The organism is Arthrobacter sp. NicSoilC5 (genome assembly GCF_019977395.1).
Taxonomy (GTDB): domain Bacteria; phylum Actinomycetota; class Actinomycetes; order Actinomycetales; family Micrococcaceae; genus Arthrobacter.
Genome location: NZ_AP024660.1, coordinates 1,101,218 through 1,115,179 on the forward strand (window position 1 = coordinate 1,101,218; position 13,962 = coordinate 1,115,179).

Here is a 13,962-nt window from a genome sequence, read left to right on the forward strand (position 1 = left end):
CATGCCAGGTAAACGCACGGTGACGGTGGACGGGCTGACCTTCAGCACCGAGGGCTGGACCAGCCCGGACGGGTACACGCTGTGGCTCGACAAGCTCACCGGGTGGGACGACGGGCCGGGAGTCCGCCGCGACCGCACCGAACGGATGAACGCCCACGGCGAATTCTCCGAACGGGGCTGGCGGGGCGCCCGGCTCGTCACCGCCGAGGGGGACGCCACTTGCCCCACGGAGCAGATAGCAGCGCTCGCCGCCCAGCAGCTCGCGGCCGTCCTGGGCGATGGGCTGGACGGTGTCCTGGAAGTAACGGACACGGCCACCGTGGACATGTCCATCGGCGCGTACCTGTTCGCTGAACCGAAGATCGAGTGGAAGAACGACACCACCGCGACATACCAGTTGCAGTTCCTCTGCCCGAAGCCACGCAAGTACGGCGCCGCCATGCATGACCAGACCGGTGTGGCCACCCCTGGCGGCGCACTTGAATACCCATTGACCGACCCGCTGGACTACGGCGCACCCGGGGATCCCGGGACGGTCTCGCTGACGAACACCGGGACGGCCGATACGGCGCCTGCATTCACCGTCAGCGGGGCGATGCCCAACGGCTTCACCATCACTCACGTCCAGTCCGGCAGCCAGCTGGTGTATTCCGACGCGGTACTGGCTGGGCAGACCATCCGCCTGGATGCGGCCGACGGGTCGGTCTGGTTGGAAGGCAACGCTGACCGGTCCTCCAAGCTCACCGTCCGGGAGTGGGTCCGGGTCCCGAAGCGGACCACGGCCACCTGGTTGTTCGAATCCGCTGGCTCGGTCGGCGCCCAGCTGATCGTGGAAATGAGGCCTGCATGGTGGTAGCCCCCGAATACAGAGTCTTCGTCGGGAGCATGGTCACCGGGCAGATAACCGCTGACCTTCCGGTGTCCAGCGTCAAGTGGGGCATGCGGCTCAACGGGCCCGGCCCGGTAGATGCCACGGTCAAGGCCTACGCGCTGGAGTTGCGGAACAAGGACCTGCGCAACATCACCGCCCCCAAGAAGCAGTACCTTGCCGTGTCCTACGGGAACGCGATCCTGGAGGCCGGGCCCATCTGGAAGCGCAGCAACAAGAACACCAACGGTGAACTCAAGCTCGGCGCGCAGGGGATCTGGTCCCTGCTGGACAAGGTCAAGGCCCTGAACTGGCAGCAGATCAACTCCGGGGTGAGCGTCCAGCGCTCCTCGCTGGACTTCAACGGGCTGACGCTGGGATCGATCGCCCGGGAACTGGTGCGCCTGTCCGTGTTCGGCAACCCGGCGAACCCGGGCCTGCCGATCGTCCTGCCTGACATGGTGGACGCCGGCACCAACGAACGGCACTACAAGGGCTACGAGCTGCCCTACCTGGGCGACCTGCTGCGGAAACTCACGCAGGTCCAGGACGGTCCCGACATCAGGTTCCAGCCGCGCTTCAGCGCCGACCCCACCCGCATCGAGTGGGTCATGACGCACGGCAGCCCGGCCTCTCCCCTGCTGTACCAGACCGGCCCCGACTGGTGGTGGGACGGGACCGTGGAAGAGTCCGGCGTCTCCGACATCACCACCAGCGAGGACGGCTCGGACATGGCCGACCGGGTCTGGCAGCCGGGCGCTGGCTCGGAACTGGAAATGAAACTCGCCACCGCCAGCGACTACACCCTGCTCACCAACGCCGGCTACCCCTGGACCGAAGGCGACGCAGCGTCCAAGGACGTTGAGGACCAGGGCATCCTCCAGGGCCACGCCAACGCAGCGATGGCCGCGGCCCGCCGGCCTGTCGAAACCTGGGACATGTCCGTCCGGGCCAACACCAGCCCCTACCTCGGGCAGTACCTGCCCGGCGACTTCGCCCAGATCAACGTCCCCGCCACCAACCAGATGATCGACCCCGGCGTCCGCCGCGTCCGCGTCATGGCCATAGACGGGGACAACACCATGAACGTCAAGCTGACCCCAGCCCCGATGCCGGCAGGAGTGTAATGACCATCGACGCGCCACGGTCCATCCCGGACCCGGACCCGATCTCCCGCCTGGGAGAGAACGCCAGGGAACAGGACCGAAGAACCAGCGAACTCGAACGCGGGGCCCCGCAGCGGTCCATGTCCATCTCCGACGACACCGGCCGCGGCATCCGCGTGGACGAAACCGGGTTCCGCACCGTCGATGCCAACGGCAACACGGTCGGGATCTTCCAGACCTCGGACGGAACCTTCGTCATCAAGGACTCCGCCGGCAACCCCATGGCCCGCTTCGGTGAACTGCTCTCAGACCCCGGACACTTCGGCGGCGAAATCTGGGACACCGTCAACAACATCTGGGTCAAGCTCGTCACCGGCGCCTCTACCTCCTGGGCCGCCGTCACCGGCAAGCCCGCCACCTTCACCCCATCCGCCCACACGCACCCCGGCTCGGACGTCACAAGCCCTGTGGCGCTCGCTGATGGCTCGTCGTACGCCTTCAACAACAACGTGGCCGGCACGACGTTCTACGCCGTGTGGGTGGGCAACGACGGCGGCAACCATCTGGGCAAGAACACGTCCTCGCTCCGGTACAAGGAGAACGTCCGGCCCTACGCCGTGGACCCGTCCAAGGTCCTCCAGCTGGAGCCCAAGATCTTCGACCGTAAACCTGTCCGGATCCCCACGCCGGAAGGGCAGGAAGGCCCGGACCAAATGGTGACCGGCGCCAAGGACGAATACGGACTGATCGCTGAGGAAGTCCACGAGCTCGTCCCCGAAATCGTGGTCTGGTACGACGGCGAGATTGACGGCATCAGGTACGACCTGCTGGCGCTCGCCCTGCTGGACGTCGCCAAGGACCAGGAACGGCAACTGAAAGAAAACGCCGAAAGGCTCGCAGCCCTCGAGGCGGCGGTTACCGCTATGGGAGGAACACTATGACCGTCAACCGCGGACCGGGCGTCGCCAAGAACGGCAGCGTCGGCGTCACCACTTTGGAGCACCGCCTCCAGCTGGCCGGCCAGTACGCCGAGAACGCCCCGGGCGTCCCCCGCTCGGGCGTCCTCGCGCAGGCAACCGCCGTCCTGGTTTCGGCCCGGGCAGACATGTCCTACGACATCGGCCCCTTCCAGGCGGTGATCAGCCGGACGGCATCCGAAGGCGTCTACACCCCGACGCTGACCGGCACCACCAACGTGCCCACTGCCGACGCTCCGGCCACGAACTCCCGCTGGGACCTGGTCTACGTCAAGCAGAACGACATCGCCAAGGGCGACGCCGATAACCTCGCCGTCGTCGGCGTCGTGAATGGCACCGCCGCAGCGTCCCCGACCAAGCCCACCGGCTCGCTGCCGGCCGGTGCCATGGTCCTCGCTGAGGCGCGGATCTTCGCCGGGACCACCGCCACCAACGGCGGGTCCAACACCGTCTCCCAGGTCTGGCGGCACACCGCCGCCCGCGGCGGGGACATCCCCGTCCGGAACACCACCGAACGCGCGGAAATCACCACCCCTGCCCCGGGGCAGGGTGTCCTCCGGCTGGACATCGGTTCCCTGGAAATCTGGAACGGAGCGAAGTGGCTGACCACGGTAAGCTCCGGCATCCCCTACACCCCGATCTGGACCGGTGTCGCTGACTTCGGCTCCGGCGGTTCACTGACCGGCACCTACTGGGTCCACGGGGACCTGGTCACCCTGAAGGCGCGGGCCACCTTCGGGGCAGCCGGAACCATGGGCACCAACGCCGTGTACTGCCCACTCCCGCCGGGCCTGCCGATTTCCGGCGGCCAGGCATACCACCTTGGGACTGGCGTCCACGTGGTGGGGTCCAACGGGTTCGCGCGGCGGCTCGTCGTCATGGCCGGATCCCCTACCACCGCAGCCGTATGGGCCCCGGTTGAGGAAGCGCCCGCCGGACGCATCCAGACACCCGGCGCGGCAGGCTATCCCTCCGGCAGCGGAGACTACATGGAAATCACCATCACCTACCAGACAAGCGGTTCGTGATGGACGGCTGGATCATCCCCACCGGGCTGGTGGAAGTCGGCCCCTGGGGGCTGCTGGTCGGTGTCGTCGCGTTCATCTTCTACGGCGTGTTCAAGGGCTGGATCATTCCCAAGCCCCACTACGACACCCTCATGGCGCGGGCGCTCGCCGCAGAGGCATCGAACGAGAAGCTGCTCCAGAACAACTCAGACCTCACCCAGGCGGCGGTGCGCAACACCGCCGTCGGGGACACCGTCGAGAAGCTGGTCACCGCTATCCAGGAGACCCGTCAGAAAGCCGGTGAGACGGCATGAACTTTCTCTGGAAGAAACTCTCCGCCATGCACGCCGAGAACAAGGAAGCGCTGGAGACGAACAAGACCGTGCTCCAGGCTGCCGAGGCTGAGGCCGATACCATCGCGCAAATCCGGGCCCGCACCGAAGAGCAGGCGGCGAAGCTGCGCGAGGCAAACCACCGCAACCACTATTCAGAAGGACTCACCCAGTCCTTTCGGGGGAGGACTGTCTGATGCAAGCAACCCTGCTGCCGCTCAACGGCATCTTTATGTTCATCGTCTCCGGCACGGCCATTGCCGTCATGACCTACTGGTGGATCGTCACCCGCGGGTCCTGGATGCAGTGGCCCGCCGGCCGGTCCCTGATGGGGCTGCTGGCGATCATCGCGCTGATCACCGCCTGGGCCGGGCTCAACACCCTGGTCCTGCCGCCCCGGTACGACTTCAAGATCATCTCCTACTTCGTGCTGTATGGGATCTTCGAGGCCGCGCTGCTGGTCATCCTCGCCACCATCCACCGGGAAATGAAACGGGGAGCTGCCCGGCTACGGGAGAAGAAACCGGAGAGCCCGACCGGGCCGGTCATCGTCACCGTGGCCACCATCAACGACACCGACCCGGAGGGAACCCCCGATGACAAGACCAGTTGACGAGAAGTTCCCGATCAGCCAGCTCTTCGCCGGCCTCGCCACCGCGGGCGTCGTGGGCCGCCCGGACGGTACGGAAGTCGAATACCTGGTCTGGCTCTACGGGAACTACCAGCCGTACGGCCACGCCGGGGTGGACATCGCCTGCCCGGTCGGCACACCCATCCGGGCCATGCGCGCCGGCACCGTCGTCTACGCAGGCTGGGGCGAGGATCTGCCCGGCGACGACTCCTGGGGACCGTCCGGGTACTTCCGCCGCTGGGGCATGTACAAGAGCTTCCCCGGCATCGTCACCGTCATCAAGGCGGACGGCGTGAACGAGTTCGACATCTACGGCCACCAGTCCAGCAACGACGCCGTCAGCGTCGGCATGCACGTCTCCGACGCCCAGGTCATCGGCGCGTCCGGAGACACCAAGACCCGCACCCAGAAGGTGGGCCCGCACCTGCACGTCGTGACCGTGGCCGACCCGGTGAACTACTCCACCGACTGGCCCCGGCTCATCTTCGGATGCATCGACCCCACCCCGCTATTCGGCACCCAGGGCATCGTCCTGCAAGGTGCCATCACCAACGCAGCAACCACCCAAGCACAGGAAGAGGACGACGATATGCAAACCGTATTCAGGGACACCGCATCCGCTGACCCGGAGGCGATCTACGTGGGCGACGCCATCTCGCACCGGCACATCGGCAGCCCCGACGAGCTGGCCGACATCCAGAAGCTGGCCCGTGAGGGCAAGCTCAAACTCTTCAGGGACGGCGAAGTCCAGAACCAGCCCATCGGCTGCTTCGGCTACAACCTGGGCGATCTGGCCAGAACCCAGATCCCCGGCGAGAACTACTGGAAGGATCTGATCGGCGCCGTGGACAAGATCAACGGCGGCGTCGATGACCTGGTCCACCGCCCCGCGGCAGACATCGCATCGCAGCTGAACGCAGCGGGCATTGCCGCGGACGTCCGCGACGAACTGGTCAAGCTGATCGGCGGTGGCCAGTGAACGAGTTCCTGAACCTGGACAACCCGGCGCTCTGGGCGCTCGCCGTGGGCTTCTTCAGCCCGCCGGTCATCAGCACGATCCAGCAGTCCCGCTGGTCGGCCCGGATCCAGTCCCTGGTGGCCTTCGGCTTCTACCTGGTGGTGGCTGCCGTGACGGCGTACGTGCTGGGCCTGTTCGCCATCGGGGACATCTTCCGGCTGGCGCTGCTGATCTTCCTGGCCGCCGGCACCAGCTACAAGACGCTCTGGAAACCAACCGGGATCAGCCCGGCGATTGAGCGTGTAACCTCCCCGACCAACGCGCCCGAACACCGGGCAGAGTAGGAGCATCTTCGATGGGCTTTCCCGTAGGCATGCAGTTGGCCACGATCGCGTTCGGCATTCCGCTGACGGCGACGGGCAAGGAAGTGGTCACGAACGTGACGGTGAAGCCCACGGCGCGGCTGATCTGGGCAGCCACCGGCCAGCCGCTTCCGGAGTTTGAGGACAGCTTCACGGCCGAGGCCGGCCAGCTCGGCCAGTTCCAGGTCCCGTTCGTGGACCAGCCCGGGTTCATCGATTCCCTGGGCAACGCGGTGACGGACTTCGCCTACCAGGTAACGGCGTCATGGCAGTTCGGCAACGCCCGCCCGATCACCTGGTCCAAGAACCTCAAGCCGCTGCTGGGGCAGACCGGGCCCATCGATCTGGACTTGGTCCCGGACGGCCCGGTCTCCATCCCGGTCACGGCTCCCACGGCCTCGGTGCTGGGCTTCAACGGCCGGACCGGGTTCATCACCTTGCAGGATTCGGACCTGCCGGAACGGCTCTCGGATGCTCAACTATCTGCCACTTATGTCCCTGGTAATCCGACGCTGGCAGTGACCTACAACAGTGACGGTTCCGTTGCGTCCACGACCGAGAATGGCGTGCTGACCACGTTCACCTACAACGCTGACGGCACCGTGAACACGCAGACCCGCGCCGGGGTAACCAAGACGTTCACCTACGACACCAACGGCAACGTGACAGGAGCGGCCTGATGGACGTTGTAACCCTCGGCATGGCCAAGGCCGACGCCAAGAAGAAGTATGCGGCGGCACCAGCGCCGCAGTTCACCGCCGCCCTGTTCGGTGACTCGATCACGGCCAGGAACTTCGGCGGATGGACCCCAGCATCGGGCGAGACGACGATCTACAACGACTCACGAGGCTGGTTCCACCACGCGAACAACCTGCTCGGGCATCCGTTCGACCTGGTCAAGAACGCTGGCGTGGGCGGCAACACCACAACCCAGATGCTCGCCCGCATCACGGACATCACTGCCATCAACCCGCTCCCGGCATGGTTGTTAGGCCTCGGCGGCATCAACGACCAGGGCGCGCTCAACCCGGCGCTCACCATCAGCAACCTGAAGGCGATCTTCACTAAGGCATTCGACGCTGGCTATAAGCGCATCGTGTGGGGCACGATCACCCCGGACGCCGGTAACACCGGGCAGCGGTGGACCATCGACCAAGTGAACGACTGGCTGAAGGCATACGCTGCCGTGACACCGAACTTCATCCTGGTCAACTGGAACGAGGCTTTCCTCGATCCCACAAACGGGAACCCGCGCACCGGGTACACGTCGGACGGCCTCCACCCAGCGCCACTCGGCGCCGCCGTTATGGGCCAGTACCTTGCCGACGTGCTGCGCCCGCTCGTCCCGGCCTCGTCGCGGCTGCTGATGAGCAACAGCTCCACCGTTGTCAGCGCCAACCCGATGCTGAACGGCAGCGTCTCAGGCGTTGCCACCGGGTATAACCAGGCTGGCTTCACCGCTTACAAGATGCCCCGCTATGACGGGCGTGCCGGGGAATGGCAGATGCTCATCTCCGCTGCTGCGGGCGGGGCCACGCTGGTCCAGAACGTAGGCGTCTCTGGTGGGACGTTCACGCCTGGTGATGTCGTCTTCGCTGAGCTTGAATTCGAAACTGACGACGACTGGACCGCAGCGACCGAGATGTCCTTGTCGATCCAGATGGCCGGCGACGCATCGGTTAACACCGCCGTAAACCGGGCAGTGGACATGTTCCAGAGCGCCGGCGTCCCGGCTCTGAGCGTCAACCCCCGCCGCGGGATCATGCGCACCCCGCGTATCACCGTCCCGGCAGGTGTGACCACGGCGGCGGCGGGAAAGATCATCCTGACCTACAAATTTGACGGCATCGGAACAACAAGGATCGCCCGCATGGGCGTCTACAAGGTGGTGGCAGCATGATCCAGACAGTTGAGCTTGCAGACCGGCGCAACCTGAAAGCCACCCCCTACCCCAAGGGCGTGCCCATCCGCCGCGGCGCGGGCATGTACTACGCGGCACCAGGGCTGACGTCCACGGCCACACCCAGCCAAGGCCAGCTCGCCCTGGCACCACTGGACATCAACCGGGTCTGTGTCCTGACGGCGTTGGTCGCAGACATTGCAACGGTTGGCACAGCCGGCGCTGTGCTTCGGCTGGCGATCTACGCCGACGATGGAACAGGCACCTACCCTGGGGCGCTCGTAGCCGACGCAGGAACCATCGACGCGACCGTGGCAGGCGCGGCAACCTTGACGCTCGCAACGCCTATCCCGCTCCCGCCCGGGCGCTACTGGATTGGTGGGGCCAGCCAAGGGGCACCAACAACCGCGCCTGTCGTCCGCTGCGTCAGCACGTCCGGGGCCATCATTATGCCAACCACTTCTGCGTCGGTGACAACGCTCAACGTTGGGGCCGCCCAGAACTCAGTGACAGGCGCGGCACCAGCGAACTTCACCACGGCGCTTGGCTTTACTTCCGCCGTGCCGCGAGTGCTGGCCCAGCTGACGTAGTTCTCGACAGATCACTGCCGAGAACGTCTGGCCGGGGCATCTTCTCAGGGGATGCCCCGGCTCCGAAACTGCAGAAGCCCAGGGCGAATCCGAATAGAACAGCAACGGCAGGCCAGGACAACGGCTCCATAACGAAGAATGCCGGCAGGAAAATGGAACCCGCTATTGCGCCCGTCCGTTGCCACGGGTCAAGCCCGCGGCGCCGGAGTCCGGCGAGAACCGTCAGGACCAGCACGGCAACCAGAACGAAACCCACGAGCCCATAGTCTGCATAGGCGGTGAAGAACTGGTTATCAACGGTGCCGAAGGATGCCAGGTTGTCGGTGTTGGCGGCCTTTGCAACTGCGCGGGGTCCCCCGCCAATAATCACCTTGGCCCCGGACGTGATTCTAGTGACCACTTCGAATCCTCCAAGCCGTACCGCTTGCTCCTGAGCTGATAGCTGGTCCAGTCGGCCGGAGAGCAAGCTCCCAGGCTGAAGGCCAAGGACGCCAAGGACCACGGCGAGGACGGCAACCGCAAAGCGGCCAACCTTGCTGCCACCTGCGTGAACGCGGGCAACGAGCATGGCGAGAATCCCGACTCCAACCATTAGCAGGATGCTGCGGGAGCCGCTCGCGGCTGCCCCAGCCAGGGGTACCGCGACAGAAGGAACCCGAGCAAACAGCCATTCCCGTTTGCCCCAAACCGGGCGGGCCATATTTGCGACGGCGACAAAGGCCATGAAAACGCACAGGACTAGAGGGTGCCCGAAGAGCGCTGCTGCACGGAAAGCGGAACGGGCGTTTGCCTGCACCTGGAAATTCGTGAACTCATACAAGGGATGCTTGACGATGGCCTCGTATATGGCGATAGCAGCCATGGCGTAGGCGATGAAGGTTAGCGTCTTCAGGAGGTTCTGCCGCTCGGCGGCATCGGTCGCAACGCCAACGCCCCCTGCAAGGGCAAGGCCGGCGGCTACCGCAATGCCGGCCACAAGGCGGAACTGATCAAAACCCAGCAGCCCAACGGTGAGCAACGCGAGTCCACCGAGGATGCCGAGAACGGACAAAGGTAGCCGGAGGGGCCTCCCGCGGCGCTTCAGGAGAAGCAGAACGCAGCCCAGCAGCACAATGAAAACCACAGCGTAGGCAGTTACCTGGGGCGTGCGCGTCTCCTGGTAGCCGGGCACCAGTGGTATGGCTATAGCGAATGAGACGGCGAGGGCCCCGATGCGGGAAGCCGAATCTCGCGCCCATAGCACTGCGGCGATTAGGCCAAGCGCGACAAGGGCAGCGGCGCTCATCCCCAAAAACGATATGGCAAAGGCGCCAGCGATAGCTGCAACAGGAAATGCGTACTTCAAACGTCCCCCTAGGTCCCCGCCAATAATACGGGCTAGGATCATGGCGAACCCAACAAGCCCGCGAAAGGCCTCCACGTGGACATTGATATAGAAGCAACGCAGTTCCTGCCTCAGCCGCTTAACGACATCGCAATCTATACGATCGCCGTCATCCTGCTCATCGGCTTCGGCAATGCCGCTTGGAAGGCTCTCCGCAGGGGCCAATAGACCGGTTAAGTTCCCCTGCCGGATCGGGCCCGTTCGGCGTAGACTGACTGGACCGCTAAGACACATGGAGACAATGGCCCCCGGCGCTGGAACGCCGGGGGCCTCTCCTGTGTTTTGGGGGCGCAGTTCCGGCGGCGCTACACTGGGTAGCGCCTCGCCCCAGTAGCTCAGGGGATAGAGCAGAAGCCTTCTAATCTTCGGGTCGGGGGTTCGATTCCCTCCTGGGGCACGCATTGAAAAGCGCCGGCCACCGTCATGGTGGCCGGCGCTTTTGTCGTGCCTAGGCGGCAAGTGGTTCGTTCCGGTCGGCGGCGCGGCGCCGGCCGGAGCGTTCCGGGATGGTGATCACGGGCAGGCTGTCGAATCCGTGGCGGATGCCTTCGGGCTTGAGCTTCAGGTAGAGGGTGGTGGTGTCCATGTTGGAGTGCCGCATGCTGCGCTGGACGACAAAGTCACTGACACCGGCTTCGTGCATCTCGGTAGCCAGGGCGGCTCGCAGGTCATGAGGCCGGTGCTTGAGACCCATGCGCTTGATGGCTTCCCCGATCAGGCCAGAGACTGAGTTGCCCATGATGTGTCCCTCGCCGGCAGCGTGGAGCTTGTTCTTGGTTCGGTTGGGGAACCAGTAACCGGTCCTGGGCATCTGGAGGAATAGCGGCCAGACGGCAGCTGGCACGGGCAGCGTGGCCGGTTTGCGGCCCTTCCCGATGGTGGACAGCGTCCGGTTGTCCCAGTCGATGTCGCCGCCGTTGACGGCCGCGATCTCCGAGACTCGTAACCCAAGGTAATAGTGCAGCGCGACCATGACGCGGGTCTTCCGGTAGATCCCGGATTCCAGCAGCGCATTGATCTCCTCCACGGTGAACGGGTTCGGTTCGCGTTTCCTGGTGGCCACCCTGGGCAGCCGGTACGCCGGATTGTCCAACCTCAAACCTTCGTCCTGCATCCATGCGAAGAACGTATGGAGACCCGATCTACGATGCACGCGGGTGGAGTTGGACCAATTCTGTCCAGCCATCCACATGATCAGCTGCTTCCTGGTCACCGTCTCCAGATCCACGTCCCGGGCCAGCTGCCGGACGAAGATCAGGCGCTCGCGGATGGTCTTGTCGGTGAGGTCCGCCGCTTTCATGCATGCGGTCCAGTAGTTCAGCGTGTCGTTGGTCTCCATGAGTAGCCCCCTGCTCTAGTGTGTGTTTCCGGTGTAGTTTCTACACTGATTTGGCCTTGATTTCTGGCCGATAGTCTGGATCGTTTAACCTTCAACAGCCCTGCAAAGCAGGGCTGTTTTGCTTTTCCATCACCGCAGAGGGAGGGAGGGGCGAGGAGGGCAGGGCCTGCCCTTGTCCGACCAACAAAAAAGAGTTTGTGGTCGTTCAAGGCAAGCTGGTGAGACACCGCGTCAGTCGGTCGGTTGTCGTCGGTTGGCTGCCCGGAGGGGCAGCAAGCTAGGCCCAGGGCATTACTCCTGGGCAGTGGCGGCATGTGCGCACGGATCTGGTGATACACCCTTAGTGGTGGTCTCACGATCGGTCTTGGCACTCCTTCGCATGTGCGGCCTTCCGGCTCGCTTTATGGACCCTGCCCGTGCGCTCGAAAAAGGAACTGGCTCTGACCCAGTAAGCAGCCCGTAAATGAAGGCTTAGCGTGTTTTTGGGTGCACGAAAGCACCAGGCGGGGTAGCCGTACCGCCTCAAGATGTATGAGGGCGTCACGGGCTATGGACTGGTGCGGTGGCAGTGGTTAGACTGGTGGCGCGATCAGGGTCCGTAGCCGGGGACTGATTGCATGGCCGGCGGATGGTAGGACATCCAGCCGGCCTTTACTTTTGCGTTGCGTTGGGTTGCTGCCGGAGCCTGTTGTACAGGGCCAGCAGTTCAGCGAGACGCTGCTCGCGGGTCATGTGGCGGGGAGCCAGGTGACCAGGAACGGTCCGTAGTGGAATCGGTAGACCGCTTCTTCCGAGGCGATGGCATCAAACATGCCGGCGTCCTTGGCGACGAACCAGTAGGGCGTGCTGTCGAAGTCGCTTCGCTTCTGCATCGCCAGCTGCCGATCTTCCTCCCGGGCGCTCCGGCCTTCCGGATCGGCTATGACCACCGAGTGCGGCGGCAGGGCATCCAGCTCCTCCACGGTCGTGAGGATGGCTCCCACAGCGGCCGGCACCGTTGCCGGGCTCACGCTGCTACCTCCATGGGGAGGTCAAACGTACGGCGGACAGGGAACTCAACAACCTTTGCCGAATCGCCAACCTTGTAATCCGCCGGTCGGGGGTTCGATTCCCTCCTGGGGCACCTTGGTGGCTGATGCCCCGGTCTTCGGACCGGGGCGTTGTGCACCCGCCGCTATGCCTGCAGCCGGTGCGGCGCGTCCACAAGGGACCGGATCACGCTGCCGGCAGCCCCCAGCAGGGCACCAAACTCCCCCACCGCGGACACCGTTACCTGCTCCGACGCATACTTTCCGGGCGCATATTTCTGCAGGCTGTCCAGCAACGGGGCACGCAGCCAGGGCTCAAGGACTGCGAAATGGCCGCCCAGTACTACCGAATCGATATCCACCACCCGGGCCGTTGAAGCAAGCGCTATGCCCAGGCAGCGGCCCGCACGTTCGACGGCGGATACCGCCTTGGGTGCCCCGCCCTCGAGTGCCTGCAGGAGCGCTGACATCGCGGCAGACCGTGAACTCCCGTCCGGGGCCAGGCCGGCAGCAATGAAGATGGCGTCCTGGCCGGCCACCGTCTCCAGGCAGCCGGTCCCGCCGCAGGAACAATGGCCGCCGTCCGGATCCACCACGATGTGTCCCACTTCGCCGGCATGGCCTCCGGGGCCGGTGAACAGCTCGGAACCGATGACAATCCCGCCGCCCACGCCCACCTCACCGGAGACGAAAAGGAAGTTCGCTGCGCGGTCCGGCCGGTGCCGCAGTTCGGCCAGGGCTGCGGCATTGGCCTCGTTGAACAGTGCAACCCCCAGCGCTGTTTCGGGCAGCAGGGCGTAAAGGTCGAGGTCAACATTGACCCAGCCCAGGTTGGGAGCGGTCAGCACGCGCGCCCTGGCCGGGTCCACCAGTCCGGGTACCGCCAGCCCGCCGCCCACGACGTCGACGCCCTGTTCACCGGCAGCACCCCGCACCCTGGCCGCCAGGCCTGCGAGTGCGGCCAGCACCGGCTTGTCCGGGCTGTTCCGGTTATCGCGCTCCCGTACCTCGCGCCGCAGCACCTTCCCTGACAGGTCAACCACGGCGGCGGAAATGTAGTCGACGTTGACCTCCATTCCCATGACAGCACGGCTGGGGCTGAGCTCCAGCCCCACGCCCGGCCGGCCGCGGCCTTGGGGGTTAAGCCCGATTTCGCGGATGACCCCGGCGTCCAGGAGGTCCAGCACCAGGCTGGACACCGACGCCTTGGTCAATCCGGTGGCGCCGGCAACCTGGGCACGGCTGGGATGGGTGCCGGGCGGGAACTCGGCAATCGCGCCGAGGACCAGGGCAAGATTGCTGCGCCTCACGTCCCCCACGTTTCCGGGGGCCGGGGATCCGGACCCCGCCGCTGCAGGCGCGGGCATCACCATGACAAAGCTCCTTGGTTAGACGCTTCCGCCAAGTTTTTCGGCGGTCTCCACGCTGGACTATTGACCCCACCCTACGTCCGCTCATATAGTTCAGGCAATGAACTAAA

The 13,962-nt window shown here is 65.0% G+C and carries 17 protein-coding genes and 1 tRNA gene; 14 read left to right on the top strand and 4 right to left on the bottom strand.

Going from position 1 to position 13,962, the window contains the following annotated elements; genetic code table 11:
* The first annotated feature begins 1 nt into the window (after position 1).
* Genes LDO22_RS05155 through LDO22_RS05210 form a run of 12 tightly spaced genes read left to right on the top strand, consistent with a single transcriptional unit; the run spans position 2 to position 8,731 of the window.
* Positions 2–856, top strand: coding sequence for a phage tail domain-containing protein (locus LDO22_RS05155; protein WP_224026350.1), 855 nt, complete (start codon positions 2–4; stop codon positions 854–856).
* Entirely contained in the window at positions 847–1,995 is a 1,149-nt protein-coding gene (locus tag LDO22_RS05160; RefSeq protein WP_224026351.1) for a hypothetical protein, read from the top strand. Before LDO22_RS05155 ends, LDO22_RS05160 begins: the two co-directional genes overlap by 10 nt.
* A complete protein-coding gene (locus LDO22_RS05165; RefSeq protein WP_224026352.1) occupies positions 1,995–2,915 on the top strand; it encodes a tail fiber domain-containing protein in 921 nt (306 codons plus the stop codon). The genes LDO22_RS05160 and LDO22_RS05165 overlap by 1 nt, the downstream gene beginning before the upstream one ends.
* Positions 2,912–3,979 (top strand): hypothetical protein, encoded by a 1,068-nt coding sequence (locus tag LDO22_RS05170; protein WP_224026353.1) that lies wholly within the window; start codon positions 2,912–2,914, stop codon positions 3,977–3,979. The genes LDO22_RS05165 and LDO22_RS05170 overlap by 4 nt, the downstream gene beginning before the upstream one ends.
* Positions 3,979–4,272 (top strand): hypothetical protein, encoded by a 294-nt coding sequence (locus tag LDO22_RS05175; RefSeq protein WP_224026354.1) that lies wholly within the window; start codon positions 3,979–3,981, stop codon positions 4,270–4,272. Before LDO22_RS05170 ends, LDO22_RS05175 begins: the two co-directional genes overlap by 1 nt.
* Positions 4,269–4,487, top strand: coding sequence for a hypothetical protein (locus tag LDO22_RS05180; RefSeq protein ID WP_224026355.1), 219 nt, complete (start codon positions 4,269–4,271; stop codon positions 4,485–4,487). Before LDO22_RS05175 ends, LDO22_RS05180 begins: the two co-directional genes overlap by 4 nt.
* Entirely contained in the window at positions 4,487–4,903 is a 417-nt protein-coding gene (locus LDO22_RS05185) for a hypothetical protein (RefSeq protein WP_224026356.1), read from the top strand. Before LDO22_RS05180 ends, LDO22_RS05185 begins: the two co-directional genes overlap by 1 nt.
* A complete protein-coding gene (locus tag LDO22_RS05190; protein ID WP_224026357.1) occupies positions 4,887–5,900 on the top strand; it encodes a M23 family metallopeptidase in 1,014 nt (337 codons plus the stop codon). The genes LDO22_RS05185 and LDO22_RS05190 overlap by 17 nt, the downstream gene beginning before the upstream one ends.
* Positions 5,897–6,223, top strand: a complete 327-nt coding sequence (locus LDO22_RS05195) for a hypothetical protein (RefSeq protein ID WP_224026358.1) — start codon at positions 5,897–5,899, stop codon at positions 6,221–6,223. The genes LDO22_RS05190 and LDO22_RS05195 overlap by 4 nt, the downstream gene beginning before the upstream one ends.
* A gap of 11 nt (positions 6,224–6,234) precedes the next feature.
* The gene (locus tag LDO22_RS05200) at positions 6,235–6,921 is read left to right on the top strand and encodes a hypothetical protein (protein WP_224026359.1); all 687 of its coding nucleotides are present in this window, start codon (positions 6,235–6,237) and stop codon (positions 6,919–6,921) included.
* On the top strand, positions 6,921–8,141 hold the full coding sequence (locus LDO22_RS05205) for a GDSL-type esterase/lipase family protein (RefSeq protein WP_224026360.1): 1,221 nt from the start codon (positions 6,921–6,923) through the stop codon (positions 8,139–8,141). The genes LDO22_RS05200 and LDO22_RS05205 overlap by 1 nt, the downstream gene beginning before the upstream one ends.
* Positions 8,138–8,731, top strand: coding sequence for a hypothetical protein (locus LDO22_RS05210; protein WP_224026361.1), 594 nt, complete (start codon positions 8,138–8,140; stop codon positions 8,729–8,731). The genes LDO22_RS05205 and LDO22_RS05210 overlap by 4 nt, the downstream gene beginning before the upstream one ends.
* On the opposite strand, the gene LDO22_RS05215 is transcribed toward LDO22_RS05210, so the two are convergent.
* A complete protein-coding gene (locus LDO22_RS05215; protein WP_224026362.1) occupies positions 8,691–10,076 on the bottom strand; it encodes a hypothetical protein in 1,386 nt (461 codons plus the stop codon). The two genes, LDO22_RS05210 and LDO22_RS05215, sit on opposite strands and share 41 nt — an antisense overlap.
* 75 nt (positions 10,077–10,151) lie before the next feature.
* Between LDO22_RS05215 and LDO22_RS21765 the strand changes: the two genes are divergently transcribed.
* Both LDO22_RS21765 and LDO22_RS05220 read left to right on the top strand, forming a co-directional pair.
* A complete protein-coding gene (locus LDO22_RS21765; RefSeq protein ID WP_263422195.1) occupies positions 10,152–10,283 on the top strand; it encodes a hypothetical protein in 132 nt (43 codons plus the stop codon).
* A 156-nt stretch (positions 10,284–10,439) separates the two neighbouring features.
* Positions 10,440–10,512: transfer RNA gene (locus tag LDO22_RS05220), tRNA-Arg, on the top strand.
* A gap of 51 nt (positions 10,513–10,563) precedes the next feature.
* Here the strand turns inward: LDO22_RS05220 and LDO22_RS05225 are convergent.
* From LDO22_RS05225 to LDO22_RS05235, 3 genes are all read right to left on the bottom strand, one after another.
* A complete protein-coding gene (locus LDO22_RS05225) occupies positions 10,564–11,454 on the bottom strand; it encodes a tyrosine-type recombinase/integrase (protein WP_224026363.1) in 891 nt (296 codons plus the stop codon).
* Between the two features lie 728 nt (positions 11,455–12,182).
* A complete protein-coding gene (locus tag LDO22_RS05230) occupies positions 12,183–12,464 on the bottom strand; it encodes a hypothetical protein (protein ID WP_224026364.1) in 282 nt (93 codons plus the stop codon).
* Positions 12,465–12,628: 164 nt separating this feature from the next.
* Positions 12,629–13,855 carry an ROK family protein gene (locus LDO22_RS05235; RefSeq protein WP_224026365.1) on the bottom strand — a complete coding sequence of 409 codons (1,227 nt, stop codon included), beginning with the start codon at positions 13,853–13,855 and terminating at the stop codon, positions 12,629–12,631.
* Positions 13,856–13,962 lie beyond the last annotated feature (107 nt).

Excerpts from the sequence above, each read along its gene's own strand:
- LDO22_RS05185 (WP_224026356.1), top strand. The coding sequence starts at position 4,487 with ATGCAAGCAACCCTGCTGCCGCTCAACGGCATCTTTATGTTCATCGTC.
- LDO22_RS05190 (WP_224026357.1), top strand. The coding sequence starts at position 4,887 with ATGACAAGACCAGTTGACGAGAAGTTCCCGATCAGCCAGCTCTTCGCC.
- LDO22_RS05165 (WP_224026352.1), top strand. The coding sequence starts at position 1,995 with ATGACCATCGACGCGCCACGGTCCATCCCGGACCCGGACCCGATCTCC.
- LDO22_RS05200 (WP_224026359.1), top strand. The coding sequence starts at position 6,235 with ATGGGCTTTCCCGTAGGCATGCAGTTGGCCACGATCGCGTTCGGCATT.
- LDO22_RS05170 (WP_224026353.1), top strand. The coding sequence starts at position 2,912 with ATGACCGTCAACCGCGGACCGGGCGTCGCCAAGAACGGCAGCGTCGGC.
- LDO22_RS05180 (WP_224026355.1), top strand. The coding sequence starts at position 4,269 with ATGAACTTTCTCTGGAAGAAACTCTCCGCCATGCACGCCGAGAACAAG.
- LDO22_RS05155 (WP_224026350.1), top strand. The coding sequence starts at position 2 with ATGCCAGGTAAACGCACGGTGACGGTGGACGGGCTGACCTTCAGCACC.
- LDO22_RS05160 (WP_224026351.1), top strand. The coding sequence starts at position 847 with ATGGTGGTAGCCCCCGAATACAGAGTCTTCGTCGGGAGCATGGTCACC.
- LDO22_RS05225 (WP_224026363.1), bottom strand. The coding sequence starts at position 11,454 with ATGGAGACCAACGACACGCTGAACTACTGGACCGCATGCATGAAAGCG.
- LDO22_RS05210 (WP_224026361.1), top strand. The coding sequence starts at position 8,138 with ATGATCCAGACAGTTGAGCTTGCAGACCGGCGCAACCTGAAAGCCACC.
- LDO22_RS05205 (WP_224026360.1), top strand. The coding sequence starts at position 6,921 with ATGGACGTTGTAACCCTCGGCATGGCCAAGGCCGACGCCAAGAAGAAG.
- LDO22_RS05175 (WP_224026354.1), top strand. The coding sequence starts at position 3,979 with ATGGACGGCTGGATCATCCCCACCGGGCTGGTGGAAGTCGGCCCCTGG.
- LDO22_RS05235 (WP_224026365.1), bottom strand. The coding sequence starts at position 13,855 with ATGGTGATGCCCGCGCCTGCAGCGGCGGGGTCCGGATCCCCGGCCCCC.